A 25429-nucleotide genomic window follows, 5' to 3' on the forward strand; every position below is an offset into this window, starting at 1 on the left:
CAAAAGGAGTCTTCTGTATGAACTATTTCAGATATAAACAATTTAACAAGGATGTTATCACTGTAGCCGTTGGCTACTATCTAAGATATGCATTGAGTTATCGTGATATATCTGAAATATTAAGGGAACGTGGTGTAAACGTTCATCATTCAACGGTCTACCGTTGGGTTCAAGAATATGCACCAATTTTATATCAAATTTGGAAGAAAAAGCATAAAAAAGCTTATTACAAATGGCGTATTGATGAGACGTACATCAAAATAAAAGGAAAATGGAGCTATTTATATCGTGCCATTGATACAGAGGGACATACATTAGATATTTGGTTGCGTAAGCAACGAGATAATCATTCAGCATATGCGTTTATCAAACGTCTCATTAAACAATTTGGTAAACCTCAAAAGGTAGTTACAGATCAGGCACCTTCAACGAAGGTAGCAATGGCTAAAATAATTAAAGCTTTTAAACTTAAACCTGACTGTCATTGTACATCGAAATATCTGAATAACCTCATTGAGCAAGATCACCGTCATATTAAAGTAAGAAAGACAAGATATCAAAGTATCAATACGGCAAAGAATACTTTAAAAGGTATTGAATGTATTTACGCTCTATATAAAAAGAACCGTAGGTCTCTTCAGATCTACGGATTTTCCCCATGCCACGAAATTAGCATCATGCTAGCAAGTTAAGCAAACACTGACATGATAAATTAGTGGTTAGCTATATTTTTTTACTTTGCAACAGAACCAGAATGAAGGAGCCATTCGTTTTTATACAAAACATCAATTTGAAATACGATCTAAGGAATTTGAAGTAGAAACTCAAGAATATGAATATTTTATGAAATGGGATAGTAATTGAAATTACAAAAGTACCAATAAGTAATTTTATGTAAAAAGATAACAAATAATATACTCTATCAAGTCCCACAACTTGAGAGAGCTTTTTGTATATATTAAGCATTTATGCTACTAGTTGATATTAGATGTAAAGTATTTATAGTAGTAATATATCGTTTTATCTAGCTGTACGAAAAATCAATTACAAAAAACCCCATCAACAACCGATAAGCAGAACTCGTCAAGAGATGTCAGATAAGATAGTTTTAGTACTCTGTAATTTTAGGTATAAGGTATATTATAACCGTTTTAGCCTATCCATCCATCGCCCACTCATTCTATTCTAGCTTATCCACCCGACGCAATTTTCTGACTCATTCCAGCTTTGCCTATCCACCTATCGCCTTTACATACACACTTCATCTTTAAAATCTAAAATTTCCTTATGCTTATTCATTAACTATTCCTCCATACTCTTCTCATCGTTCTTTTAATTCACACACTCCCTTTTCCCTCGTCACTTAGTCATGGCAGTTTGTAATTTTTGTTCAATTAAGTCGATATGTGTACTGATCAAGTTCCGTTGTTCATTCAAGAATTCTAGGTGTGCGCGTAACACGCTTGGGACATCTATTTGGTTTTGATAAAGCATGTCTGTGTTTTTTCGGATTTCTTTTAATGGCATATTCAAATTGCTTAAGCACTGGATAAATTTAATCATTTCGATATCGTCGTCTGTGTATAAACGCTTGTTATTGCTATCTCTGTCGATGTGTTTTAAGATACTCTTTTTCTCGTAATAACGCAGTTTGCTTTTAGGTATATTGCAATAATCTGAGACATATTCAATGTAATATTGTTTCATGTAAGCATATCCTTTCTCTTAAACCAAGGTTTAACTGATATTGTATTCTATATAAACATGAATGAGGAGGAAAGACAATGAAAAAGGCTTTAATTGTTGTAACAAACATTGCGAAATACGATAATTTAGAAAGACCTACAGGTGCGTGGTTCTCAGAGGTTACGCACTTTGCGAAAGATTTCTATGACGCAGGTTATGATGTTGATTTTGTAAGTCCGAACGGTGGGTATGTGCCTCTTGATCCTATCAGTCTTAGCCCTGAAATGATGGGAGCCGAGGACTGGGAATACTACACGGATCATGATTATATGAATAAATTTGGACAAACATTATCTCCAAAAGAGGTTAATCCTAGCGACTATCAAGCCATTTACTTTGCAGGTGGACATGGTGCGATTTGGGATTTAAGAAATAACAAAGAACTAAACGACATTGCGCTAAGTATTTACAATAACCAAGGCGTTCTCTCTTCTGTATGTCATGGTGCGGCTGGTCTACTCGATATTAAAGAAAATGGCGATTATCTCGTTCGTCATAAAGATGTGACTGGTTTTACAAATAGTGAAGAACAAGCAAATGGTACAACTGAATACATGCCATATTTATTAGAAGACGAATTTATTAGTAACGGTGCACATTTTAAAAAAGAGGCTGACTGGAGTAATTTTGCAGTCGTAGATGGTCGCATTGTCACAGGTCAAAATCCCCAATCAGGACATGCAGTTGCTGAAAATGCTTTAAAAATCTTAGCTAATCAATAATTTTATAAAGGAGCGATACACATGAAATCATTAATTATCGGTGCTAATGGTGGCGTCGGTCAACATCTCGTACGTAAACTGAAAGCAAGAGATGTTGATTTTACTGCCGGTGTTAGGAAAGAAGAACAAGTTGAAGCTTTAAAAGCAGATGGTATCGATGCAACTTACATTGATGTCGCAAAACAATCTATTGATGAATTAATAGAATTATTTAAATCGTATGATCAAATCCTTTTTTCCGTCGGTTCTGGTGGGAGCACAGGTGACGATCAAACAATCATTGTAGATTTAGACGGTGCAGTGAAAGCAATTAAAGCAAGTGAACAGATCGATCATCAACACTTTATTATGGTATCAACGTACGACTCACGCCGAGAAGCGTTTGATGCGTCAGGCGACTTGAAACCATACACCATTGCTAAACATTATGCGGATGACTACTTAAGACATGCAAATTTAAAATATACCATCGTGCATCCAGGCGCTTTAACAAACGAACATGAAACGCAACAATTCAATATGAGTGCGCAATTTGAAAATGTACAAAATCCGTCTATTACAAGAGAAGATGTAGCAGAAGTGCTTGTTTCTGTATTAACTGATGAAGTATTACAAGGTCACGAATTCCAAATCATCAATGGTGATTTGTCATTATTAGACGCAACGACTAAATATCTGGAGGAATAATAAATGAATAATCAACAAGTTGTACTTGCAAAACGACCACAAAGTATCCCTCAAGACGATGTATTTAGATTTGAAACAATAGAAACTCGAGAACCACATGCAGGTGAGGTTCAAGTAGAATCCATTTATGTATCTGTAGATCCTTACATGAGAGGCAGAATGAATGATACAAAAAGTTATGTTCAACCTTTCCAAGTGAATGAGCCATTACAAGGTCATATTGTTGGAAAAGTCACACAATCGAACGATGAACGTCTATCTGTCGGCGATTATGTCACAGGCATATTACCATGGAAAAAGATAAATACAGTGAATGGAGACGATGTGACCCCTGTGCCATCAAAAGATGTACCATTACATTTATATTTGAGTGTTTTAGGCATGCCGGGAATGACAGCCTATACAGGATTGCTTCAAATTGGTCAGCCACAATCTGGCGAGACGGTTGTCGTGTCAGCTGCATCAGGTGCAGTAGGCTCTGTCGTAGGACAAATTGCTAAGATTAAAGGCGCAAAAGTTGTCGGTATTGCTGGTGGTAAGCAGAAAACAACATATTTAACAGATGAATTAGGATTTGATGCGGCCATTGACTATAAACAAGATGATTTCGCACAGCAACTCGAAGCGGCTGTACCAGATGGTATTGATGTGTATTTTGAAAATGTTGGCGGCGCAATTTCTGATGAAGTATTTAAATACTTAAATCGATTTGCACGCGTTCCGGTATGTGGTGCAATTTCAGCATATAATAATGAAAAAGACGATATTGGACCACGTATCCAAGGAACGTTGATTAAAAATCAAGCATTAATGCAAGGTTTTGTAGTAGCACAATTCGCTGATCATTTTAAAGAAGCAAGCGAACAACTCGCACAATGGGTGTCTGAAGGTAAAATTAAATTTGAAGTGACGATAGATGAAGGTTTTGACAATTTACCTTCTGCATTTAGAAAGTTATTCACAGGAGAGAATTTTGGTAAACAAGTTGTCAAAGTCGCTGAAGAATAGAGAAGACTATGAAAAATATCATCGTAAGATTCATATTTAGTTTACTGTTTTATAAAAGTGGTGTTTCACACTTTAAAAATAAAGATATGTTTTTAAAAATCGTGCCGTCCTATTTACCTTTCAAACACGCAATAGTTAAGTGTTCGGGCATATTAGAATTTATAATTGTTTTTTATGTACTCGGTGCTAAAAATAGATCACGCGTAAGAAAAGTAGTACAAGGATTCCTTTGGCTCGTATTTCCTGCAAATATTTACGCTGCACGTAAGAACATCTCTTATAAAGATGAAAGAGATAGAACAGATAGTGTTAAGCAGCATGTCATTCGTTTACCATTACAATTTGTCATGGTCGCACTTGCGAAACTATTATAAGACTTATCATAGCCACGCCTGGAACATTACTTTTGTTCCAGGCGATTTTTTAATATTTACACTTAAAATCGACGTATATCAAATGATTCTCTTGACAACGCTTATGTGCTCTTTGTTTAAATAAGCTCATATCAGACATTTACTTTTCAATTTTTCTATAGTGATAAGCTTCTAAATTAAGAAAAGCATAAGTTAATTTGCGTGTATGAGTGTAAGAATAAATAAAATAATTATATTTTCATATAATTATTATGTGGCATTGTACCATTAATGTAATAATGTGGCCTGTAAGACAAATATGAGGAGGGTTCTATAAGGTGCTTCTTATTATTGAAATTGTTAAAAAAACAAAATGCAATGAACTGACAAATTAAAATCGCTTTAAGTCGTATTCTCAAAGAATCTATAAATCACTCGTATATACACAGCCCCTTACTATCAGTTAAAGTTTCGCTTTTCGATTCGTAATAATTATTCATAAAGTATACAATATATGATACAATTCATTCAAATATATATTTGAATGAGGTGCTCTATGGTTCAGACTATTGTAACTGCGGCAATACTTTACATTGCTACTGCAGTAGACTTATTAGTAATACTATTAATATTTTTTGCAAGAGCAAAGACTAGAAAAGAATATAGGGATATTTATATAGGTCAATATTTAGGATCGATTATCCTCATATTAGTCAGTTTATTTTTAGCTTTTGTGTTAAATTATGTTCCAGAGAAATGGATATTAGGTTTATTAGGTTTGATCCCCATCTACTTAGGTATAAAAGTTGCTATTTATGATGATTGTGAAGGCGAAAAAAGAGCAAAAAAAGAATTAAACGAAAAAGGTTTGTCCAAATTAGTAGGGACTGTTTCTTTAGTGACAATTGCAAGTTGTGGTGCAGATAATATTGGTTTATTTGTCCCTTATTTTGTAACATTGGATATTGTTGAATTACTGACTACCTTAATTGTATTTTTAGTTTTAATTTTCTTTTTAGTATTCACAGCACAAAAACTAGCTAGAATTCCTGGTGTGGGTGAAATTGTTGAGAAGTTCAGTCGTTGGATTATGGCTGTTATCTACATAGCATTGGGCTTATTTATTATTATTGAAAATGAAACCATACAAACGATATTAGGATTTATATTATAAATTAAGGTGTGACTTAATATGAGTAACAATAAAATTTGTGACGTCATTTGTGTTCATGAGGAAAAAGTGAATTATGCTTTAAGATTTTTAAAAGAAGAAAAAACTCAACGGCTTATCAATACATTATTAAAGATAAGTGATGAGAATAAGCTGAAAATTATATTAGCTCTAATTAAAGAGAAAGAATTATGTGTTTGTGACTTATCTATAACATTAGGTTTGAGTATAGCTTCAACATCACATCATTTGAGAGCGCTGTATAAAAGAGACGTGCTGGATTTTTACAAGGATGGGAAAATGGCATACTATTATATCAAAGATATAGAAATGAAATCATTATTAATAAAATGTATGACTTAAATATAAAGAAACGCTCACATTAAACGAGCGTTTCTTTGAATTCTTGTATTCTTTTTCCAATTTCATCTCTAACACGTTGAAATTCTGGCCATTCTTTTCCTGCTGGATCATCAAAGCCCCAGTGTTCTTTTTTAACATTAGGTGGTAATATAGGGCAATTATCGTCTGCATCACTACATAATGTTACGACCAAATCTGACTGTTCTAAGATATCACTATCAATCAAATCTGATGTATGGTTTGAGATATCAATATCCACTTCTTTCATAGCTTCTATTGCTTTAGGATTAACACCATGCGTTTCTATACCAGCAGAATAGACATTCCAATCTTCACCCAATATTTCCTTTCCCCAACCTTCAGCCATTTGGCTACGACAAGAGTTACCACTACATATAAAATAAATTGTTTTCTTATCCATAATTAAAGCCTCTTTTCTTAAAATATGATTAGTGTAAGGTATAAACCTAAGAGTGTTACAAATAGGACTGGAATAGTAATGATAATTCCAGTTTTAAAGTATGTTCCCCACGAAATCTTCACACCTTTTTGTGTTAAGACATGTAGCCACAATAATGTTGCTAAAGAACCAATTGGCGTAATTTTAGGTCCTAAATCAGAACCTATGACATTCGCATAAATCATACCTTCTTTTAATATACCTGTAGCACTAGATTGACCAATAGCTATTGCGTCTATTAAAACAGTAGGCATATTATTCATAATTGATGATAAAAAAGCTGAAATAAAGCCCATGCCCATAATACTGCTGAATAATCCATGGCTTGAAATATTGGATAATACATCAGCTAAAATTGTTGTGATTTCTACGTTTTTTAAACCAAATACAACTAAGTACATACCAATAGAAAATAGAACGATATTCCATGGCGCACCTTTAATCACTTGTTTTGTATGAACTGCTTTTGATTTATGAGTTAATATTACAAAGATAAAAGCAATAATACCAGCAATAATTGATACAGGAATTTGGATAAACTCGCTAACAAGATATCCAACGAGTAGTACTGCTAATACTATCCATGAAAGCTTAAATAACTTAGAATCTTTAATTACACTTTTAGGATCTGATAGATTTTCTGTATCGAACGTTTTAGGTATGGATTTTCTGAAATATAGCCATAATACAACAATACTTGCAAGTAAAGAGAATAGATTGGGAATCATCATGCGACTTACATATTCAATAAATCCAATATGGAAGTAGTCAGCAGAAACGATATTAACCAAATTACTTACAATTAGTGGAAGAGACGTAGTATCTGCAATGAATCCACTTGCAATGATAAAAGGAAAAATGACTTTTTGATTAAACCCTAAATTTCTTACCATAGCGAGCACGATTGGAGTGAGAATTAATGCAGCTCCATCGTTCGCAAAGAAAGCTGCTACAATAGCGCCTAACAACATAATGTAGACAAACATTTTAAACCCATGACCATTTGAAGCTCTGACCATATGTATAGCTGCCCATTCGAAAAATCCAATTTCATCTAAAATTAATGAAATGAGTATAACAGCGACAAAGGTTAACGTCGCATTCCAAACAATCCCTGTAACTTCAATAACATCCGAGAGACTGACAACGCCTGTAATAATAGCGATGATAGCACCAAACAATGCTGTAATACCAATATCTAACCCCTTAGGTTGCCAAATAACAAACATGAGAGTTAAAAGAAAAATAATAATCGCTAGAATAGTCATTATGTACATTCACCTGTCTTTATCTTTTTACACATACATTGTTGAGTAGGAGAGCTAATATAAGTTAATTCATTGTTGATTGAATCTAAGGACTTATGATTAAGTCGGTACATGCGCTTAGTACCGTCTTTTCGTGTAGATACTAATTCATTATCTACTAGAATTTTCATATGATGACTTAATGTAGGTTGTGAAAATTGAAAATACGCTAATAAATCACAAGCACATAATTCACCGCAAGATAATAAGTCTAATATTTCTAATCGACTTGGATCCGATAAAATTTTTAATTGTAATGATAGTTCCTTATAAGACATATGGATGTCATCCCTCCTTTATTATAGATTATCATCTATATAGATAATACTTTTTGCAATAATACATTTAATTAAAACCTTGTTTTAAACATCGATGACAAGATCTAATGTAGGACGTGGAGACATCATTTTCGGAATGATATAAATAAATCCATAAATGGAGATAAATCGAAAACATTTATACCCCTAGGGGGTATGTGTTATAGTATAAGTATAGCTAATATAATATTTTCATAAATAGGAGGGGTTAATTTGAATAATAATGGTGAAGAGCATAATCCTCAAAATCACATGAATCATTCCAATCACATGCATCATGATAACCATGCCTCACATCATCATAGTGGCCATGCACATCATCATGGAAATTTTAAAGTTAAGTTTTTTGTTTCATTAATTTTTGCAATACCTATCATTCTTTTATCGCCAATGATGGGTGTTAACTTACCTTTTCAATTCACATTTCCAGGTTCTGAATGGGTAGTGTTAATATTAAGTACAATTTTATTCTTTTATGGTGGTAAACCGTTCTTGTCTGGTGGTAAAGATGAAATTGCTACAAAAAAACCAGGCATGATGACCTTAGTTGCCCTAGGTATTTCAGTAGCTTATATTTATAGCTTGTATGCTTTTTATATGAATAACTTTAGTAGTGCAACTGGTCATACAATGGACTTTTTTTGGGAATTAGCAACCTTAATTTTAATTATGCTATTAGGACATTGGATAGAAATGAATGCTGTCGGAAATGCTGGAGATGCTTTAAAGAAAATGGCAGAACTGTTACCTAATAGTGCTATTAAAGTTATGGATAATGGCCAACGCGAAGAAGTTAAAATATCAGACATCATGACTGATGATATCGTCGAAGTAAAAGCCGGAGAAAGCATTCCGACAGATGGTATTATCGTTCAAGGACAAACATCTATAGATGAATCCCTAGTCACTGGAGAATCTAAAAAAGTACAAAAAAATCAAAATGACAACGTCATCGGGGGTTCTATTAATGGGTCTGGAACAATACAAGTCAAGGTTACAGCTGTGGGAGAAGATGGATATCTTTCTCAAGTTATGGGACTTGTTAATCAAGCAAAAAATGATAAATCTAGTGCTGAATTGTTATCTGATAAAGTAGCGGGTTATTTATTCTACTTTGCTGTAATTGTTGGCGTGATTTCTTTTATTGTCTGGATGCTCATTCAAAATGATGTTGATTTTGCATTAGAACGTCTTGTAACTGTGTTAGTCATTGCTTGTCCACATGCTTTAGGCTTGGCAATACCTTTAGTCACTGCACGTTCTACTTCAATTGGTGCACATAATGGTTTAATTATTAAAAATAGAGAGTCTGTAGAAATAGCTCAACATATCGATTATGTAATGATGGATAAAACTGGTACTTTAACTGAGGGTAACTTTTCTGTGAATCATTATGAGAGCTTTAAAAATGATTTGAGTAATGATACAATATTAAGCCTTTTCGCCTCATTAGAAAGTCAATCTAATCACCCATTAGCTATAAGTATTGTTGATTTTGCGAAAAGTAAAAATGTTTCATTTACTAATCCACAAGACGTTAATAATATTCCAGGTGTCGGATTAGAAGGTCTAATTGATAATAAAACATATAAAATAACAAATGTCTCTTATCTTGATAAACATAAACTTAATTATGACGATGACTTATTTACTAAATTAGCTCAACAAGGTAATTCAATCAGCTATTTAATTGAGGATCAACAAGTCATTGGCATGATAGCTCAAGGAGATCAAATTAAAGAAAGCTCAAAACAAATGGTAGCTGATTTACTATCAAGAAATATTACACCAGTCATGCTTACAGGTGACAATAATGAAGTGGCACACGCTGTCGCAAAAGAATTAGGTATTAGTGATGTCCACGCACAACTCATGCCAGAAGATAAGGAAAGCATTATAAAAGATTATCAAAGTGAGGGTAATAAAGTCATGATGGTCGGAGACGGTATCAATGACGCACCAAGTCTTATAAGAGCAGATATTGGTATTGCAATTGGTGCAGGAACGGATGTAGCAGTTGAGTCAGCTGATATTATACTCGTTAAAAGTAATCCATCAGATATTATCCATTTCTTGACCCTCTCAAATAATACTATGAGAAAAATGGTGCAAAACTTATGGTGGGGTGCAGGTTATAATATTGTTGCTGTACCTTTAGCAGCTGGTATTTTAGCATTTATCGGCTTGATTTTATCACCTGCAATAGGTGCTATTTTAATGTCGCTAAGTACGGTTATTGTTGCAATTAATGCCTTTACATTAAAATTAAAATAAAAGATAGGAGTTTTATTATGATTAAAAAATTATTTTTTATGATATTAGGATCATTACTAATATTATCAGCTTGCTCCAATAATGATGAAAAAGATAAAGACACTAATGACCAAAAAAGTGAGAGCCATATGAAGCATAATGATGAAAGTAAAGTTCCTGAAGGTATGAAATCGACTAATGAGGGTGAATTTAAAGTAGGAGATAAAGTAACGATTACAGCAGGGCATATGCCAGGTATGAAAGGTGCAGAAGCTACTGTAAAAGGTGCGTATAAAACATATGCTTATGTTGTAAGTTATAAACCTACAAATGGAAATGAAAAAGTAAACAATCATAAATGGGTCGTAAACGAAGAGATCAAAGATGCACCTAAAGATGGATTTAGTAAGGGCGATACTGTTAAATTAGAAGCAAGTCATATGTCTGGTATGAAAGGTGCTACAGCCAATATAGATAACGTGAAAAAGACTACTGTTTACGTAGTTGATTACAAATCCAAAGATAATGGTAAAATCATTAAAAATCATAAATGGATGACAGGAAATGAACTGAAAGCACGATAAAAATCTAGTTCTAGATTGAGAAATAAATAGATATAAAGATATCCTCCTTAATCAATAATTTAAATAACTTATTATTGTTAAGGAGGATATTTTTTAGTGTGTAAATTAAAAAGAATTTTAGAAGAATAACATTTATCAAAAAACTGTTCATTACCTTATTAAATGAAATTATATAATTAAAAACCGCATCATTAACCGATACGCAGAAGCGTATCATAAATAAACAAGAAATTAGGCTTTTTGCAATATAAGAGGATATTAAACATCAAAAATGATATCGGAGTATATAATTTTATTTAAAATATATCTAATCAAGATTTAATCGAATATTCTACATCCCAAATAATTAATATGAAGATTCCTTTTTGTTATATTTAAACTATAAATCCTATTTTGGAATGAAACTAAAAATCAAATTGAAAAATAGGGTTAAAGGGGATTAAAAATGAACAAAGAGGATAGGGAAACTAAACTAACTAGTAATTTAAAACTTATAGGTGGAGTATTCGTTGTACTAAGTATCATATTACTTATTATACGTATAATTATTGATTCAATTTATGGTGGAACACATTTTGAAAAAACAAATGACATTTTAATAGCTATAGCCTTTTTTATAGGTTGCTTAGCATATTCTTTAGAGAAACGTATTGCATCAGCTATCTTTTTTGGTGTCCTATTTATTTATTTCGTCCTTTCTTTGATAGGTATGTAATATATTAGTGTTTTAAGTAAATTTAATAATAAGTAAAAGATTTCATAAAGAAAAATGAAAATAGCTATTAGTAATGCAAAGCATGCTACTTATTAGAATATTTAAGGATAAATTAAGGGAATATTTAGATAGATTTAAGTCAAGTCAGCTAGTATTAAATTATACGATGTATATAGATATCATTTTTAAGATAATTACTGATAAGAGTTTTTTAAACTATTTTGCAGGATATGATATCTTATTTGTTTCTATATTATTTTAAATAATCCTTTTCATGCGTTTTTTAGGAGGACATTTATCCATGGATAAACTAATAAATTGGCTTTTACCCGTTATTATTATTGCTGTAGTTCTAGCAATTCAATATTTTATTTCGCAACATAAAGGCGGAATTTGGAAACTACTTGTGCCAGAAATTTTTACTATTACATTATTGGTACTACTTTTCTTAGAAAAAATAACAATCGGTAGTTTTATTTTATATTTCATAATTGGAAGTCTAGCATTGCTCGGACAATCATTCCCATCAGAAAAGAATAATAATACTTAATTTCAATAAAAAATATACGCTTAGGTACAGATAATTGTATCTAAGCGTATTTGTATGTGTGAGTCATATTTTGAGTTTACGACATCTACAATTATTTACTTTCAGTATTTTTATATTTATAAACTAAGCTTTTAGGTAAGTGACAGTAGTCGTCAGGATAGCGTTCTAATCGGTTTTGATGCATTTCAGCACTTTTAACGTAGTTAGTGAGCGGTAAGACTTCGGTCGCTATAAGATGATGATCTTCTATAGCATCAATAAATGCTTGTGCTTCTTTAAGGTGTTTAGGATCTTCACTATATAAGCCAGTTCTATATTTTAAGCCTATGTCTTGGCCTTGTTGGTGAACACTATAAGGATCGATGATTTCGAATAAATAGCCCATTAAGTCAGTGACAGAAACTTTGTCAGGATCGAATTCTGTTTTAACGGCTTCCACATACCCATCATATTCTCCATCTAAAGTATTGGTAATCCCATTCGCTCTGCCACTAGTCGTATTGATAACGCCAGGCAGTGTGCGAATATATGCTTCTACACCATATAAACAACCGCCAGCTAAATAAACAGTTTCCATATTTTCCACTCCTTTAATTGATAACTATTCTCATTTAAAATGATAACGAATTAGATTTGTTTATTCAAATAAGAAGGGGTATCATAGCGTCAAAAGGGTGTGGATATTTTAAATAAATTTAGCATACGCCCAGTTAATATAGCGATTGATATGTTATCGTTACTTTACTAGTTACAACAAATATAGTTAATAAACGAGGGGATAAAAATGTTTAAGCTAGTTGTTACTTATATGGATGGAACATTTTTAAATTCAAAGAGTAGTTTCAATCGGGAAAAGTTTCAAAGCTTGTTAACGCTATTAAGAGATAAAGATATTCGTTTTGCTTTTTGCACGGGAAAGCAGAATGAGCGTGTGGACGCCATTGTGGGAGATTTAACGAAAGATGTGTTTATCATCGGAGATAGTGCGTCTCGAATTAAAATTAATGATATGAATATTTACGCTAAGACATTTAGTAATCAACTTGGATTAGAGTTGATTAAGGCAATTAAACACATCGATCAGAATTTAGTAATTATTGTTTGTACAGAAGGTATGGCTTATGCTGAAAAACATATTTCTCAGAAAGAACAAGACATGGTTTTAGGCTCATATGAGAAAGTAACATTTTTAGAAGATTTAAATACGATAGATACAGAGATGTTAAAGATTACGATCTTTGATTCACAAGGTCAGTGCTTTGAACATGTTAAAGGTCTAAACAAATATGAAGATGATCTCTATATCGTTGCTGCAGAAGAGAATTGGATAGATATTACACATAAAGATGTTGATAAAGGGAAGACCATTCGCTTTCTACAAAGTTTATTGAATATCAGTAGCGACCAAACGATTGTATTTGGGGATGGCTTAAACGATATTCCTTTATTTGAAAATGCACGATATAAAGTCGCGATGGACAATGCCTATCCAGAACTAAAACGTAAAGCCAATTTAATCTCGATTGATAATGATAGAGATGGTGTTATCGAAACATTGAACACATTGCTACGGTAATTATTTATGATATGAATTGGCTCATTGGCTAGTTGGAAATCCATCGTTAAGTGATACGTAAACGATATAAAAATCTTATTAATTGCTTGCCATAGAGTTCACTCCATAGTTTATAGTGAGATTATTAAATTCAGGGAGTTGAAATAATGGAAACTGTAAAAATAGATAAAGACGTTGAAATTCCAGTGTTAGGATTTGGTGTGTATCAAATTCCACCAGAAGAAACAAAAACAGCGGTTGAGAATGCAATTAAAGTTGGTTATAGACATATTGATACTGCGCAAGCTTATTTAAATGAAACAGAGGTTGGAGAAGGTATCAAAGCTTCTGGTATTGATAGAGAAGAACTATTTATTACGACAAAAGTTTGGATAGAAAATGTGAATTATGAAGATACATTAAAATCGATTGAACGCTCACTACAAAGACTGGATATGGATTATATAGACTTAGTACTTATTCATCAACCGTATAATGATGTTTATGGTTCATGGAAAGCACTTGAAGAATTAAAAGAAAGTGGCAAAATCAGAGCAATCGGTGTATCTAACTTTGGTGTTGATCGCGTTGTAGATTTAGGACTTCATAATAAAGTAGCGCCTCAAGTGAACCAAATTGAAATTAATCCTTTCCATCAACAAGAAGAACATGTGACTGCATTACAAAAAGAAAATGTCGTTGTAGAAGCTTGGGCACCTTTTGCTGAAGGTAGAAATAATTTATTCCAAAATGAAGTTTTAAAAGAAATTGGAGATAAATATAATAAATCCATTGCTCAAGTGGTATTAAGATGGCTGATTGAACGTGGCATTGTAGTACTAGCGAAATCAGTTAATCCAGAAAGAATGGCTCAGAACATTGATGTATTTGACTTCAAATTAACTCATGAAGATAAAAACAAAATCGCTACATTAGAACAAAGTAACAGCCAATTTTTCTCACATGCAGATCCAGAGATGATCAAATTCCTGTCTAGCAGAAAATTGAATGTATAAAAAATCCTAATTAAAAGGCTTATGTCATAAATAAAATATGATATAAGTCTTTTTATATAGTTAAATTCATAGAGAAAGTATTCAACTTAATACAAATTCTGTTTGTCGATAAGTTGTTTGTGACTGTTGTATAATATTACTATTAGGAGGCGATAATATGATTACAATTGACTCAAAAGTTAACAAACAAATCGCTAAAAATCTTTCGCTTGAAGGTATGACAGTTACAAAAGAACAACAAAAGCAAATACTTGATGTTATAAATAATAAGAATAAAATTACGAATGAATTGATTCGTAAAATTGCGTTCAAATAATGAAATATAGAGCAACGTTTCAAGACGAATATCTTATTAATTTGAATATACTTGGCGCTGAAATAATAGAAGAATTCGAGCAACTTGAGAAAGTTGCTTTTATCTTGTTGAAGGTTTATTAGAACTAGTATTTTCATTCAGTATCTTAGCTTATTTAATATTTCCGATTCCATTTAAGTTTTCGTTATATGGATGAGTAAGTTCGTTGCAAGTAATGACTTTACCTTCTTCGTTAAAAGTAAATTCTGCATATACTTCGATTTTCCCAATAAATCCATCTTTTTTCTCAACGTCCACATCATAGCGCAGGAAAACTTTATTTTTATCTTCATCAATCATCATAGTTTTGAAAGTATCTATAGATAACTTAATCACTATTTCTTTAAGTTAGTCTAAATGGTCAGCAAACGCTTTGATATTTGATGTGCTATAATCGGTCGTTTGAATATAATTAGAGTCAAAGTAATGATCTATCTTTGTAGTATTTAGATTGATTAGTATGTCTTGATATAAGTCTTCTATAGTATTTTTTAAGATTTCTTTATTCATATACTCCTCCATAAATTTTTATATTTCATTTCTATACTAACTACTTATGATACTAAATAAAAGAAATTGGATATGGTTAAATGTTGATTTATTTAAAATCGTATTCACTCGTTCTGCTTCTAAATTGACTTTATAGCACTCACTTCGATGATAGATTGATAGAAATTTTCAAAACAGCTATGTTTTTAATATTTCATGATTTAACAACGCTTTATAAATCTTTTATCTCAATTACTTATCAAAAAGGAAATCTAATAATTTATTTGTTAAGCTAAAAATATATGTAATTATATTTTGAGTATTTATATGAAATTATTTGCTAGCAAAGAAGATATCAATAATAAAATAAATTACTTTATTAATTGGAGGTTATTTTATCAAAGTAAGCGATTGTATCAATGGTATTGAAACGAATGATTATAAGCTCATATATCAACATTTAGATGATGAATTTAAAGATAAACTAAAGAAGCGGCCATTAAAGAAGGTTATTTACCAATATAAAGGTGATGCACATGAACTGTATAAGCAACTAGAATTAAACCATTCAATTCGGTACATATACATAAGTAAAGATCATGCTTGGGGCGTTGCAATTACGCTTCACAAAGAAACGACGAAGATATTAGGCTTGTTACTTATACCCATTCACAACCAAATTGAACAACGTTTTACCGATTTGAATTATTACATGCCTATAGATTGTGAATGGAAAGTTACTTGGGGTGGAGATACGTTACTTACGAACTATCATAGTGATGTGCCTTCCCAAAAATATGCTTATGATTTGTTGATTGAAAAGGACAATAAGACATTCGCTGGTGAAGGTACTACTAATGAAGACTATTTTGCGTTTAATCAGAACGTTGTTGCGCCTCAATCTGGTGTAGTAGTTGATGTGCGTAATAGTGTTAATGATAACCGACCTGGAATAATGAATGACAATCGGTTATTAGGCAATTACGTCATTATTCGTCACGGGGAACAAGAGTATAGTTTAATCGCTCACTTTATGCATCACTCCGTAGTGGTGACGCCTGGTCAAAGTGTGAATAGTGGTGATTTTTTAGGAAAATGTGGTAACTCAGGACATTCTTCAGAACCACATATTCACTTTCAAGTGATGAATACACCATTATTATATGAAGATTGTATATCTAAGAAAATTAAATTTTTAAATTTAGAGGATCCTATCATTGGTGATCAAGTAACAGGACAAATTTAATATTATGAGTTAGAGATTGGATTTTACATATGTAATCGCAATTTAAGCTATATTTAAAGGGATTTAAAACGGACTCAACAGAAATCATTTAGAATACTAGAATAAATATCATTCAAAAAGGAGCGTTATCTTTGGAAGAAATTAATCTGTTAGAAGATAAGAAGTTACTGAATAAATTGGCTATATATTCTTATATTAGTTTTGTTGTTTTTGGAATTATATTCTATATTATTATGCAATTTTCAGATACACCTAAATTTTTTGATTCTTTAATATTCAATGCACTTTTTGTGATCATTCTTTTAGTACTTATGTTTACAGTGCATGAATGTATCCACGGTGTGTTTTTCAAATTATTCTCACCAAAGAATAAAGTCTATTTTGGAACGGCGAGTGGAATGCTTTATTGTGCCATACCAGGCGGAAGATTTACGAGATTAACATTTACAATCAGCAGTATTATGCCGTTTGTAATTATTACGGCTATATTTATCGTTACGCTATTTTTAGGATGGTTTCCACGTGGACTCTTTTTCTTCTTCGCTACGTTTCATGCAGGGTGTTGCATGGGCGACTTTTATTGGGTTTGGAAAATGTTCAAAGCACCTAAAAATGCAACAATAGAAACGACAGATAAAGGGATTATCATTCACTAAGCAATATGATTTGAAAGTGAGTGAGTAAATCAATGCGAACAAATACAAATAAAAACTATAAATCAGTAGCATTATCCTAAATAGCTACACAAAAAATCCCCTCACCACTATAAAGGTGAGGGGATTGCTATGTGTAACTGAATGATTATGATTCTACATTGTCTTTTCGTTGAGCTTCAAATTCGTCAAGTAATGCGCGTGCTTCGTCTACGGTTTCGGTGCTCATCAATTGATGGCGTAGTTGGCTTGCACCTTTAATGCCTCGAATGTAGATTTTAAAGAATCTGCGTAACGCTTTGAATTGTTGTGTTTCTTCAGTCGCATGCTTTTCGAATAATGTTAAATGCAATCTGAACAAGTCTATGAGTTCGTCACTTGTATGTTCGCGGGGTTCCTTTTCAAAGGCAAAAGGATTATGGAAGATACCTCTACCAATCATGACCCCATCAACCCCATATTTAGTAGCCAGTTCCATACCTGTTTGTCTGTCTGGAATATCACCATTAATCGTTAACAATGTTTGAGGTGCGATTTCGTCACGCATCGTTTTGATTGCCTCGATTAATTCCCAGTGTGCATCTACTTTACTCATTTCTTTACGTGTACGAAGATGGATAGATAGATTTGCGATGTCTTGTTCAAAGACGTGTTTTAACCAATCTCTCCATTCATCAATATCATAATAGCCAAGGCGTGTCTTAACGCTTACAGGTAAACCACCAGCTTTTGTTGCTTGAATTATTTCAGCGGCAACTTCAGGTCGAAGAATTAAGCCTGACCCTTTACCTTTTTTGGCAACGTTCGCAACTGGACATCCCATATTTAAATCAATGCCTTTAAAGCCCATTTCTGCTAAGCCGAAACTCATTTGACGGAATTGCTCTGGTTTGTCACCCCAAATATGTGCGACCATAGGTTGTTCGTCTTCGCTAAACGTTAAGCGTCCACGCACGCTATGAATACCTTCTGGATGGCAGTAACTCTCTGTATTTGTGAATTCAGTGAAGAAGACATCGGGTCTAGCAGCTTCACTCACAACGTGACGAAAGACGATATCTGTAACGTCTTCCATAGGTGCCAAAATAAAAAATGGACGTGGCAATTCACTCCAAAAATTTTCTTTCATAATATATTTAAACCTTCTTCTTTCGTATTATCTCGAATTTTTATGCATGATGATATTACCATAAATAGGGAACTTATACAAAAGGAATTTGACCATTCACAGTAATGGTTGAGGTAGGTCTACGAGTAGTCTAAAACAAATAAAAGGTGGGGACAAATTTAGAATGTCTCCACCTTTATGAATTACTTAAACCACGCACATATAGCAGATATTATTAGTTGTTAAGTGCTTTTTTAAGTGTTTTAATATTTTCTTTCATGAATGATTGGTAAGTGTTGTCATCATTATCTTGTTGTTTTGTATGTGAACCCATATTGTAGAATTTAAGTGTTTTCGCATCAGTTTCATCTCTAACTGTATCGGCAACTTTATGAGACACATTTTCTTCGGTTAAGATGTATTTCACGTGATCTTTTTTAATTTGTTTAACGATATTTGTTAAATCTTTTTGGCTTGGGTCTTCAGCGTTCATGTTTTCAATACCTTCTTGTTTGAAGTTGTATCGATTAGCTAAATAACCAAGTGAATCATGAGAAATATAAACTGTTTTATCTTCATTACCTTTCACTGCTTGTTTCATGTCTTTATCTAAACCTTTTAATTCTTTGACTAATTTTTTGTAATTAGCTTCGTAATACGCTTTATGTTTACCATCTTTCTTAACTAATTCATCTTTAATGTCTTTAGCGAATTTTTGGCTAACTACTGGATCTAACCAAATATGTGGATCGTATTTACCGTGATGATGTTCGTGTTCTTCGCCATGTTCGTGTTCATGCTCATGTTCATCTTCTTCACCTTTGATTAAATCTTTATGCTTATCTAAAGATGATTCTAATGATAATGTTTTATCTTTATCATCGATAGCGTTGGCGATTTTTTTCGCTACAGGATCTAAGTTATCGCCTGTATATATAAATAAGTCTGACTTACCAATATCAACCATTTGTTTTTGGCTTGGGTCATATGTATGTGGATCTACACCATTTGGATATACTGATTTAACATCGACATATTTACCACCAATTTGTTGGGTAAATGATTTCAGTGGGTAAACCGTCGTTCTTACTTCTAATTTACCTTTATGATCTGAAGCATTATCATTGTCTTTTTTACCACAAGCGGCAAGTGACAAGGTTAACACCGCTACAAAAAATAGAATTAAACTCTTTTTAAACATGTGCACATCTCCTAAATCGTAATTGTTACGTTTTAATAATTACATTTATTTTAGGTGTTGTCAATGCCTCTTTTCAAACTTAGAAAGCCTAAATGGATAATAGCCTTATAAAAAAATCATTATTTTTATGAAAACATATTGTGGGAAATATGATTTTGACTTAGTCATATTAAAATGAAATACTTACCTTATTAATATGAAAGGTGAGATAGCGATGCATATTATCTTGTTCACTGTATTTCTCATTATGACGGGACTCAGTTTTTTATTGATTAAATTTTTAAGCAAACGTATTTTAAAAAAATCTCGTCATATACAGAGATGTGAACGCTTAGCTCTGAAATTAAATGGTGATTTGAAGTATTTATTGTCGGTCATTATTTTTTTATTTGTGACGTTAGGTGTAAACCAAACATTTACGTATTACTTATTTAATGGTTCTTATTTCTTACTTATTTTACTTACTCTAGGTTTTATTTTTATTATTTATTTATCGCCTTATGCGCTAGTGTTTATACCTGATTTTAAAGGTATAAAGGGATTAGTCACTTTCAAAATTGTATTATGGTGCATGGCTATCTCGATGGCGATGACTTATGGTTTATTACTCTTAATAGACCGTAGTACGAAGATTTATACAGATGAAGGTGGCGTTACTTTCAAGTATGGTAGTGCGCTTTTGAAAGATTTGGGCGGCATTGCTTACTTATTAACAGCGCTAATAGGAATCGCAATTATTATTATTAGAATCGTCGCTAATGCATCTTCTGAAAATGAGAACGAACAACCGGAGCAAGAGAAGTAGCTTCATCTTAACGTCTAATTTACATATCATCATAAATGAGCATTTTGACAGTGTAATGAATTTCTGATACTTTTAAGTAGAACGACTATTCTATTTTTAAATGAGTGATGAACATGTCGAAGAAAAAACAGGATTTATTAGAAGTGGCTGAAAGATTATTTTATGAAAATGGATTTAACGGTGTCGGTTTAAAACAAATTATTCAAGAAGCGAATGTTGCAACGATGACATTGTATAATCATTTTCAGTCAAAAGAAAATCTAGTTGAAGAAGTATTGAAACAGCGAGAAGCACGTTATTGGCATTATCTAGATAGTTATGTCAGTGAACAGCCCAATCAGCCATTTATTGGTGCAGTTAAAGCACATTGTAAATGGTTAAAAGATTACTCGTATATGGGCGATATGTTTCTACGGGCGATTGAAGACTATGCTGATACGGACAATAATATAGAAGAAATCGCGCGAGGACATAAAAAGCGATTATTAGAATACTTAGAGCAATTAGCTATCAGTAGTGGATTGAAAAATGCGCATGACCTTGCAAGTCGTTATACCTTATTAATGGAAGGTACGACTTCAATGACGACACTTATTGGTGTTGAAGAAGCATCAAATCATGCTTTATACATTGCACAATTATTTATTGAAGCAGCTATTAGAGTGTAAATAAGTATGTGCAGAGCCTGGAACATAAATAATATGATGATGCTATCTTGCAAATTCGCAGTAGCTGACTGAACTGAGAAGGCGCTTAAATCAAGCTTTTTTTAGTTCTAGTCATCCTTGCGGGCGGGGCACCAACAAAGAGAATTTCACTAAGAAATTCTACAAGCTAAGCAAGCTGGGAGTGGGACGACGAATTTAAAAAGAATTCTGTTCCACTCTCATTTATCATCATAACTATAATGAACGTTCTATATAAAAAGGAGGGTGAGATGATGAAGTTTTCTAAAATAGTATTCCCTGGTCTTGCAATGATAGCCACCAGTTATGGGCTAGGTCGATTTAGTTTCGGTTTATTCTTACCAAGTATTTCGCATGATTTAAACTTAAACGCGACGCAAGCAGGTTTCATTTCTTCATTATTTTATTTAACGTATTGTTTTACAATTATCTTTGCTACTTTGAAAACGAATCATATAGGTCCTCGGAATATGATTTTATTTGCGGGGTTATCTGTATTAGTTGGACTGGTGTTAATTAGTGTTTCACATGAAGCATTTTTACTTGCGATAGCTGTTATATTCGCTGGTGCTAGTACGGGGTTAGTCTCTCCACCTTATGGTTATGCTATTTCTTTATGGATTAAATGGCATGAACAAGGTAAAGCCAATACTTGGATTAATTCAGGGACAAGTTTAGGACTTATGTTTACCGGCGTCACTGCAATGCTTCCATTTTTAGATTGGAGAATGACGTATTTAATTTACAGTATGATTGCTGTCTTAGTGATGATTTGGAATTATTATGCGATTCCGTCATTAAATAAAGAATTAAAAATTGAAACAGGTACATTTAATATTCGAGATGTAAACACAAGTAAAAAGATTATTGTAGCATCGACAGTTTTAGGATTTTCAACTGCACCATTTTGGACATTCTCTAAATCATTTGTTGAAAGCGTTGGACATTATTCTAATGTAAGCCTTTCAATCTTTTGGATTTTAATTGGTGTATTTGGCATGGTAGGCGGTATGTCAGGTGCGATTATTGAACGCTATGGTTTACGCTTTGCCTATATCATTGGCGTCATCTTTTTATCCCTAGCATCTATCTTATTAGCATTGACACATCATTTATGGAGCATACCCTTTATTGCGTCATCTTTATTTGGCGCGAGCTATATATTTTTAACAGGTGTGTTATTAGTTTGGGGTGTTAAAGTTTTTGTGAAAAATGCTTCCCTAGGCATAGGTATTCCATTTTTAATGTTAGCTGTAGGACAAGTCATAGGTTCAATTGTAGCGGGTTCACTAGTAGATCAATTTGATTATAGTGCGACATTTCTAATATACGGTATCATTGGTATGATGGCATTATTCATTTATCCAACTGTGAAAGTGAAACCAATGAAAGTAGATGAAACAGAAGATTATACGAAAGTTCAAATTAAAAATAAAGAAGCGTTGAATATTGATGAGTAAGCATGAAAACGACAGGGGGTAAGTCTCCGTTCTCTATTAATTGAAATGATTGATGTAAGTGTTATAGAACGAAGAGATATATGTTATTGTAAAAGTAATAACAGTGTTAAAGGAGAATATCTGAAATGTCTTTAGGAACTTTGATACACGTTATTTTTTATACGCTATTTTTATTTATTGTGGGAATGACACCTTTAGTTGGCGCTTACTTGCAGAAGAGAAAAAAATCGAAAAAGTAGTAAACTTAAAAATCGTTAATCATTTGGTAATGATACTAAGAAGATAGCTAGCAGATTAAATTCTACTAGCTGTCTTTTTTTATTTGATTTGAAGTTATTAGTGAGATGATTTTTTACGTTTAAGTAATAATAATGCACCTGCTGCTAAAACAACAATGCCAACACCTGTCGTAACAAAAATTGAATTATCTTTAGCACCTGAAGCTGGAAGATCTTGTTTGTTAGTTTTAGTTGAATGTTTTGTACTTACGTTTTGAATTTGAGCATTTTCATTTTTAGGTGTTGTAGTATTTTCATTTTGATTATTTACCATTTCGCTACCGCCATGGTTAACACCATTTTCATCGACATTCGTTTGGTAAAAATTACCGTCTTTAGTTAAAGGTAATGCGTGTCCATTATCATCTCTGTGTGCGTTTGGCTTAAATACGCCTTCTGGAACGGTAATTGTAGTGTTGTACTTATCAGCGATATCTTGAGTCGCATCGTTTAAGGCAATGTTATATTGTTGTTCAGATACACTATTTGGGTTAGGAACATTCTGTTCAAGTTCTGCATATTGATCATTTGTCATACCTTGAGGTGTGATACCGCCATAAGGACGTTCACCTTGAGTGGTTTGTTGGCTTTGAGAAGAAGTAGCTTGGTCTTGATTATTTACCATTTCACTGCCACCGTGGTTAACACCATTTTCATCGACATTCGTTTGGTAAAAATTACCGTCTTTAGTTAAAGGTAACGCGTGCCCATTATCATCTCTGTGTGCGTTTGGCTTAAATACGCCTTCTGGAACAGTAATTGTAGTGTTGTACTTATCAGCGATATCTTGAGTCGCATCGTTTAGAGCAATATTGTATTGTTGCTCAGATACACTATTTGGGTTAGGAACATTCTGTTCAAGTTCAGCATATTGATCGTTTGTCATGCCTTGTGGTTGAATGCCACCGTAAGGACGTTCGCCTTGAGTGGTTTGTTGACTTTGTTGCGTAGTTTGAGATGGTGCGTCATTAGTAGCCGCATATGTAGTATTTGCCGAAATGCCTGATAGTAATAATGTACTTGTTAACGCAAATGTACTTACCTTAAGTTTGTTGTTCATGTGATTCATTCTCCTTTTTTATAGTTTTATTACATTCACATTGTTTCATTGTTACAATTACATTTCAATAATATTTCTAAAGTTTTACAAAGAATTTACATTTAATTCTTTTTTGTTTTAAAAATTTTTAATATAAATAGAAAATGAATATTAAATTCTTGTGTTTTAAATGTATAGATAAATAAAAAAGCAGGACAGAATTCATTTCGAATTCGTTGTCCTACTTCTATAAGGATACCTAGAATTAAGAAAAGCTTGAATAAGCGCCTTCTCAGTTCAATCAGTTACTGCGTATTTGTAATGTGGCTTTATAAATGATGTCAAAGACGCATTAAATTAGGCAATGTTATTTAAGTTCGATGACTTTTTTAGCTAGATGGTCGTTGCTATAATCATCTGGATCTTTAACTTGGATAGTTACAGGTGTTTTAGTGTCTTTTAATTTATAGAATTTAACAGCTTTAACTGTACCACCTTTATTGATTTCGTCAGTATCATTCTCGCCATATTTTCTATCTAATTCACTGTCATAACCGTCTCCAGATTTTAATTCTCTTTTGACGTTTTTAGAATCTTGATATGCTTCGAAACTACTGAAGAATGCACTGTTTGCAGTTAATTCTTTTCTGTCATCTTTATTTTTTACGCTGTAAACAATTGCAAGGTTAGGGTTTTCATCTGTTGCATATTTGCTAGCTTCGACGATTTCTGTTTTTTCAATTTTAATATCAAAGTTTTTACTTGTTAAAGTGTCATTCTCAAATTTTGATTCTGATTTCTTGTCATCAGAAGATGAATCAACTTTTACAGAATCTGTATCGCTAGATTCTTCACTATCTGAAGACGAATTGTCACTAGACTCTTTCTTTTTGCTTTCTGAAGATTTTTTTGATGAATCACTATCTGATGACTTGTCAGATGAGTTGCCACCAAAACTACATGCACCTAGTATCAATGTTGCTGCAAATAAAAATGCTAAAAGCTTTTTCATTAGTGTAGCCTCCCGAAATTTTTTTAAAAATAATATGTAAAACGAAAAGATAGTTAACTTTTATTAAAGTATAAAATAATTAACTATTTCGATTTATAGTATATCATTTAATAATTTTCAAAGTAATATTTTTATCAAAATTTTAAATATTTATTACAATTTTTTAGTTGGATTTGTATATAATTTCGTGAAATTTTATAGGAAGTCTTAATATCTGGTAAATATTGATAATGATAAGTATAAATATGAAGCCGAATATCACTTAGTTATGGTCATTCAAACTATTCATT

The 25429-nt window shown here is 32.5% G+C and carries 28 protein-coding genes and 1 pseudogene; 19 read left to right on the top strand and 10 right to left on the bottom strand.

Going from position 1 to position 25429, the window contains the following annotated elements:
• The first annotated feature begins 17 nt into the window (after positions 1-17).
• Complete coding sequence (locus HYI43_00260; GenBank protein UDI77056.1) at positions 18-692, top strand: IS6 family transposase; 675 nt, start codon at positions 18-20, stop codon at positions 690-692.
• A gap of 667 nt (positions 693-1359) precedes the next feature.
• Here HYI43_00260 and HYI43_00265 read toward each other — a convergent pair.
• Positions 1360-1707, bottom strand: a complete 348-nt coding sequence (locus HYI43_00265; GenBank protein ID UDI77057.1) for a MerR family transcriptional regulator — start codon at positions 1705-1707, stop codon at positions 1360-1362.
• 77 nt (positions 1708-1784) lie between these two features.
• Between HYI43_00265 and HYI43_00270 the strand changes: the two genes are divergently transcribed.
• From HYI43_00270 to HYI43_00295, 6 genes are all read left to right on the top strand, one after another.
• Positions 1785-2468: a type 1 glutamine amidotransferase domain-containing protein gene (locus tag HYI43_00270; GenBank protein ID UDI77058.1), complete on the top strand. Its 684-nt coding sequence runs from the start codon at positions 1785-1787 to the stop codon at positions 2466-2468.
• A 21-nt stretch (positions 2469-2489) separates the two neighbouring features.
• Positions 2490-3155, top strand: a complete 666-nt coding sequence (locus HYI43_00275) for an SDR family oxidoreductase (GenBank protein ID UDI77059.1) — start codon at positions 2490-2492, stop codon at positions 3153-3155.
• Positions 3156-3158: 3 nt separating this feature from the next.
• On the top strand, positions 3159-4163 hold the full coding sequence (locus tag HYI43_00280) for an NADP-dependent oxidoreductase (protein ID UDI77060.1): 1005 nt from the start codon (positions 3159-3161) through the stop codon (positions 4161-4163).
• Positions 4164-4171: 8 nt separating this feature from the next.
• On the top strand, positions 4172-4537 hold the full coding sequence (locus HYI43_00285; protein UDI77061.1) for a hypothetical protein: 366 nt from the start codon (positions 4172-4174) through the stop codon (positions 4535-4537).
• A 535-nt stretch (positions 4538-5072) separates the two neighbouring features.
• Positions 5073-5690, top strand: coding sequence for a CadD family cadmium resistance transporter (locus tag HYI43_00290; GenBank protein ID UDI77062.1), 618 nt, complete (start codon positions 5073-5075; stop codon positions 5688-5690).
• Between the two features lie 18 nt (positions 5691-5708).
• The gene (locus HYI43_00295) at positions 5709-6050 is read left to right on the top strand and encodes a helix-turn-helix transcriptional regulator (GenBank protein UDI77063.1); all 342 of its coding nucleotides are present in this window, start codon (positions 5709-5711) and stop codon (positions 6048-6050) included.
• A gap of 19 nt (positions 6051-6069) precedes the next feature.
• Here HYI43_00295 and arsC read toward each other — a convergent pair whose 3' ends face one another.
• The 3 genes from arsC to HYI43_00310 are packed head-to-tail and all read right to left on the bottom strand — an operon-like array spanning position 6070 to position 8095.
• A complete protein-coding gene (gene arsC, locus HYI43_00300) occupies positions 6070-6471 on the bottom strand; it encodes an arsenate reductase (thioredoxin) (GenBank protein UDI77064.1) in 402 nt (133 codons plus the stop codon).
• A 17-nt stretch (positions 6472-6488) separates the two neighbouring features.
• Positions 6489-7781, bottom strand: coding sequence for an arsenite efflux transporter membrane subunit ArsB (gene arsB / locus HYI43_00305; GenBank protein ID UDI79238.1), 1293 nt, complete (start codon positions 7779-7781; stop codon positions 6489-6491).
• A complete protein-coding gene (locus HYI43_00310; protein ID UDI77065.1) occupies positions 7778-8095 on the bottom strand; it encodes a winged helix-turn-helix transcriptional regulator in 318 nt (105 codons plus the stop codon). The genes arsB and HYI43_00310 overlap by 4 nt, the downstream gene beginning before the upstream one ends.
• A gap of 252 nt (positions 8096-8347) precedes the next feature.
• Between HYI43_00310 and HYI43_00315 the strand changes: the two genes are divergently transcribed.
• The 4 genes from HYI43_00315 (at position 8348) to HYI43_00330 (ending at position 12236) form a co-directional block, all read left to right on the top strand.
• Entirely contained in the window at positions 8348-10408 is a 2061-nt protein-coding gene (locus tag HYI43_00315; protein ID UDI77066.1) for a copper-translocating P-type ATPase, read from the top strand.
• Between the two features lie 17 nt (positions 10409-10425).
• Positions 10426-10971, top strand: a complete 546-nt coding sequence (locus tag HYI43_00320; protein ID UDI77067.1) for a DUF1541 domain-containing protein — start codon at positions 10426-10428, stop codon at positions 10969-10971.
• 445 nt (positions 10972-11416) lie between these two features.
• A complete protein-coding gene (locus tag HYI43_00325; protein ID UDI77068.1) occupies positions 11417-11686 on the top strand; it encodes a hypothetical protein in 270 nt (89 codons plus the stop codon).
• 301 nt (positions 11687-11987) lie between these two features.
• On the top strand, positions 11988-12236 hold the full coding sequence (locus HYI43_00330; GenBank protein UDI77069.1) for a hypothetical protein: 249 nt from the start codon (positions 11988-11990) through the stop codon (positions 12234-12236).
• A 91-nt stretch (positions 12237-12327) separates the two neighbouring features.
• On the opposite strand, the gene HYI43_00335 is transcribed toward HYI43_00330, so the two are convergent.
• Positions 12328-12813, bottom strand: coding sequence for a peptide-methionine (S)-S-oxide reductase (locus HYI43_00335; GenBank protein UDI77070.1), 486 nt, complete (start codon positions 12811-12813; stop codon positions 12328-12330).
• Positions 12814-13020: 207 nt separating this feature from the next.
• Between HYI43_00335 and HYI43_00340 the strand changes: the two genes are divergently transcribed.
• The 3 genes from HYI43_00340 (at position 13021) to HYI43_00350 (ending at position 15123) form a co-directional block, all read left to right on the top strand.
• Positions 13021-13812 carry a Cof-type HAD-IIB family hydrolase gene (locus tag HYI43_00340; GenBank protein ID UDI77071.1) on the top strand — a complete coding sequence of 264 codons (792 nt, stop codon included), beginning with the start codon at positions 13021-13023 and terminating at the stop codon, positions 13810-13812.
• Between the two features lie 146 nt (positions 13813-13958).
• A complete protein-coding gene (locus HYI43_00345; protein UDI77072.1) occupies positions 13959-14807 on the top strand; it encodes an aldo/keto reductase in 849 nt (282 codons plus the stop codon).
• A gap of 157 nt (positions 14808-14964) precedes the next feature.
• Entirely contained in the window at positions 14965-15123 is a 159-nt protein-coding gene (locus HYI43_00350; protein ID UDI77073.1) for a hypothetical protein, read from the top strand.
• Between the two features lie 150 nt (positions 15124-15273).
• Here the strand turns inward: HYI43_00350 and HYI43_00355 are convergent.
• A pseudogene (locus HYI43_00355) lies at positions 15274-15672 on the bottom strand (nuclear transport factor 2 family protein).
• A 631-nt stretch (positions 15673-16303) separates the two neighbouring features.
• Between HYI43_00355 and HYI43_00360 the strand changes: the two are divergent.
• Both HYI43_00360 and HYI43_00365 read left to right on the top strand, forming a co-directional pair.
• Positions 16304-16897, top strand: a complete 594-nt coding sequence (locus tag HYI43_00360; protein ID UDI77074.1) for a M23 family metallopeptidase — start codon at positions 16304-16306, stop codon at positions 16895-16897.
• Positions 16898-17028: 131 nt separating this feature from the next.
• Entirely contained in the window at positions 17029-17553 is a 525-nt protein-coding gene (locus HYI43_00365; protein ID UDI77075.1) for a DUF3267 domain-containing protein, read from the top strand.
• Between the two features lie 145 nt (positions 17554-17698).
• On the opposite strand, the gene HYI43_00370 is transcribed toward HYI43_00365, so the two are convergent.
• Positions 17699-18679 (bottom strand): tRNA-dihydrouridine synthase, encoded by a 981-nt coding sequence (locus HYI43_00370; protein ID UDI77076.1) that lies wholly within the window; start codon positions 18677-18679, stop codon positions 17699-17701.
• A 214-nt stretch (positions 18680-18893) separates the two neighbouring features.
• Positions 18894-19859: a zinc ABC transporter substrate-binding protein gene (locus HYI43_00375; GenBank protein ID UDI77077.1), complete on the bottom strand. Its 966-nt coding sequence runs from the start codon at positions 19857-19859 to the stop codon at positions 18894-18896.
• A 355-nt stretch (positions 19860-20214) separates the two neighbouring features.
• Between HYI43_00375 and HYI43_00380 the strand changes: the two genes are divergently transcribed.
• The 3 genes from HYI43_00380 (at position 20215) to HYI43_00390 (ending at position 22810) form a co-directional block, all read left to right on the top strand.
• On the top strand, positions 20215-20664 hold the full coding sequence (locus HYI43_00380; protein ID UDI77078.1) for a hypothetical protein: 450 nt from the start codon (positions 20215-20217) through the stop codon (positions 20662-20664).
• 113 nt (positions 20665-20777) lie between these two features.
• Entirely contained in the window at positions 20778-21332 is a 555-nt protein-coding gene (locus HYI43_00385; protein UDI77079.1) for a TetR/AcrR family transcriptional regulator, read from the top strand.
• Between the two features lie 272 nt (positions 21333-21604).
• Positions 21605-22810: an MFS transporter gene (locus HYI43_00390; protein ID UDI77080.1), complete on the top strand. Its 1206-nt coding sequence runs from the start codon at positions 21605-21607 to the stop codon at positions 22808-22810.
• 336 nt (positions 22811-23146) lie between these two features.
• On the opposite strand, the gene HYI43_00395 is transcribed toward HYI43_00390, so the two are convergent.
• Together HYI43_00395 and HYI43_00400 are read right to left on the bottom strand one after the other, a co-directional pair.
• A complete protein-coding gene (locus tag HYI43_00395; GenBank protein UDI77081.1) occupies positions 23147-24148 on the bottom strand; it encodes an LPXTG cell wall anchor domain-containing protein in 1002 nt (333 codons plus the stop codon).
• 346 nt (positions 24149-24494) lie between these two features.
• Positions 24495-25139: a DUF5067 domain-containing protein gene (locus HYI43_00400; GenBank protein ID UDI77082.1), complete on the bottom strand. Its 645-nt coding sequence runs from the start codon at positions 25137-25139 to the stop codon at positions 24495-24497.
• Between the last annotated feature and the right edge of the window lie 290 nt (positions 25140-25429).

It is taken from the genome of Staphylococcus taiwanensis (genome assembly GCA_020544305.1).
GTDB lineage: Bacteria > Bacillota > Bacilli > Staphylococcales > Staphylococcaceae > Staphylococcus > Staphylococcus taiwanensis.

What these genes read in the sequence shown, in the direction of transcription:
- HYI43_00260 (UDI77056.1), top strand. Translation starts at nt 18, where the DNA reads ATGAACTATTTCAGATATAAACAATTTAACAAGGATGTTATCACTGTA.
- HYI43_00265 (UDI77057.1), bottom strand. Translation starts at nt 1,707, where the DNA reads ATGAAACAATATTACATTGAATATGTCTCAGATTATTGCAATATACCT.
- HYI43_00270 (UDI77058.1), top strand. Translation starts at nt 1,785, where the DNA reads ATGAAAAAGGCTTTAATTGTTGTAACAAACATTGCGAAATACGATAAT.
- HYI43_00275 (UDI77059.1), top strand. Translation starts at nt 2,490, where the DNA reads ATGAAATCATTAATTATCGGTGCTAATGGTGGCGTCGGTCAACATCTC.
- HYI43_00280 (UDI77060.1), top strand. Translation starts at nt 3,159, where the DNA reads ATGAATAATCAACAAGTTGTACTTGCAAAACGACCACAAAGTATCCCT.
- HYI43_00285 (UDI77061.1), top strand. Translation starts at nt 4,172, where the DNA reads ATGAAAAATATCATCGTAAGATTCATATTTAGTTTACTGTTTTATAAA.
- HYI43_00290 (UDI77062.1), top strand. Translation starts at nt 5,073, where the DNA reads ATGGTTCAGACTATTGTAACTGCGGCAATACTTTACATTGCTACTGCA.
- HYI43_00295 (UDI77063.1), top strand. Translation starts at nt 5,709, where the DNA reads ATGAGTAACAATAAAATTTGTGACGTCATTTGTGTTCATGAGGAAAAA.
- arsC (UDI77064.1), bottom strand. Translation starts at nt 6,471, where the DNA reads ATGGATAAGAAAACAATTTATTTTATATGTAGTGGTAACTCTTGTCGT.
- HYI43_00310 (UDI77065.1), bottom strand. Translation starts at nt 8,095, where the DNA reads ATGTCTTATAAGGAACTATCATTACAATTAAAAATTTTATCGGATCCA.
- HYI43_00320 (UDI77067.1), top strand. Translation starts at nt 10,426, where the DNA reads ATGATTAAAAAATTATTTTTTATGATATTAGGATCATTACTAATATTA.
- HYI43_00325 (UDI77068.1), top strand. Translation starts at nt 11,417, where the DNA reads ATGAACAAAGAGGATAGGGAAACTAAACTAACTAGTAATTTAAAACTT.
- HYI43_00330 (UDI77069.1), top strand. Translation starts at nt 11,988, where the DNA reads ATGGATAAACTAATAAATTGGCTTTTACCCGTTATTATTATTGCTGTA.
- HYI43_00335 (UDI77070.1), bottom strand. Translation starts at nt 12,813, where the DNA reads ATGGAAACTGTTTATTTAGCTGGCGGTTGTTTATATGGTGTAGAAGCA.
- HYI43_00340 (UDI77071.1), top strand. Translation starts at nt 13,021, where the DNA reads ATGTTTAAGCTAGTTGTTACTTATATGGATGGAACATTTTTAAATTCA.
- HYI43_00345 (UDI77072.1), top strand. Translation starts at nt 13,959, where the DNA reads ATGGAAACTGTAAAAATAGATAAAGACGTTGAAATTCCAGTGTTAGGA.
- HYI43_00350 (UDI77073.1), top strand. Translation starts at nt 14,965, where the DNA reads ATGATTACAATTGACTCAAAAGTTAACAAACAAATCGCTAAAAATCTT.
- HYI43_00370 (UDI77076.1), bottom strand. Translation starts at nt 18,679, where the DNA reads ATGAAAGAAAATTTTTGGAGTGAATTGCCACGTCCATTTTTTATTTTG.
- HYI43_00375 (UDI77077.1), bottom strand. Translation starts at nt 19,859, where the DNA reads ATGTTTAAAAAGAGTTTAATTCTATTTTTTGTAGCGGTGTTAACCTTG.
- HYI43_00385 (UDI77079.1), top strand. Translation starts at nt 20,778, where the DNA reads ATGTCGAAGAAAAAACAGGATTTATTAGAAGTGGCTGAAAGATTATTT.
- HYI43_00390 (UDI77080.1), top strand. Translation starts at nt 21,605, where the DNA reads ATGAAGTTTTCTAAAATAGTATTCCCTGGTCTTGCAATGATAGCCACC.
- HYI43_00395 (UDI77081.1), bottom strand. Translation starts at nt 24,148, where the DNA reads ATGAACAACAAACTTAAGGTAAGTACATTTGCGTTAACAAGTACATTA.
- HYI43_00400 (UDI77082.1), bottom strand. Translation starts at nt 25,139, where the DNA reads ATGAAAAAGCTTTTAGCATTTTTATTTGCAGCAACATTGATACTAGGT.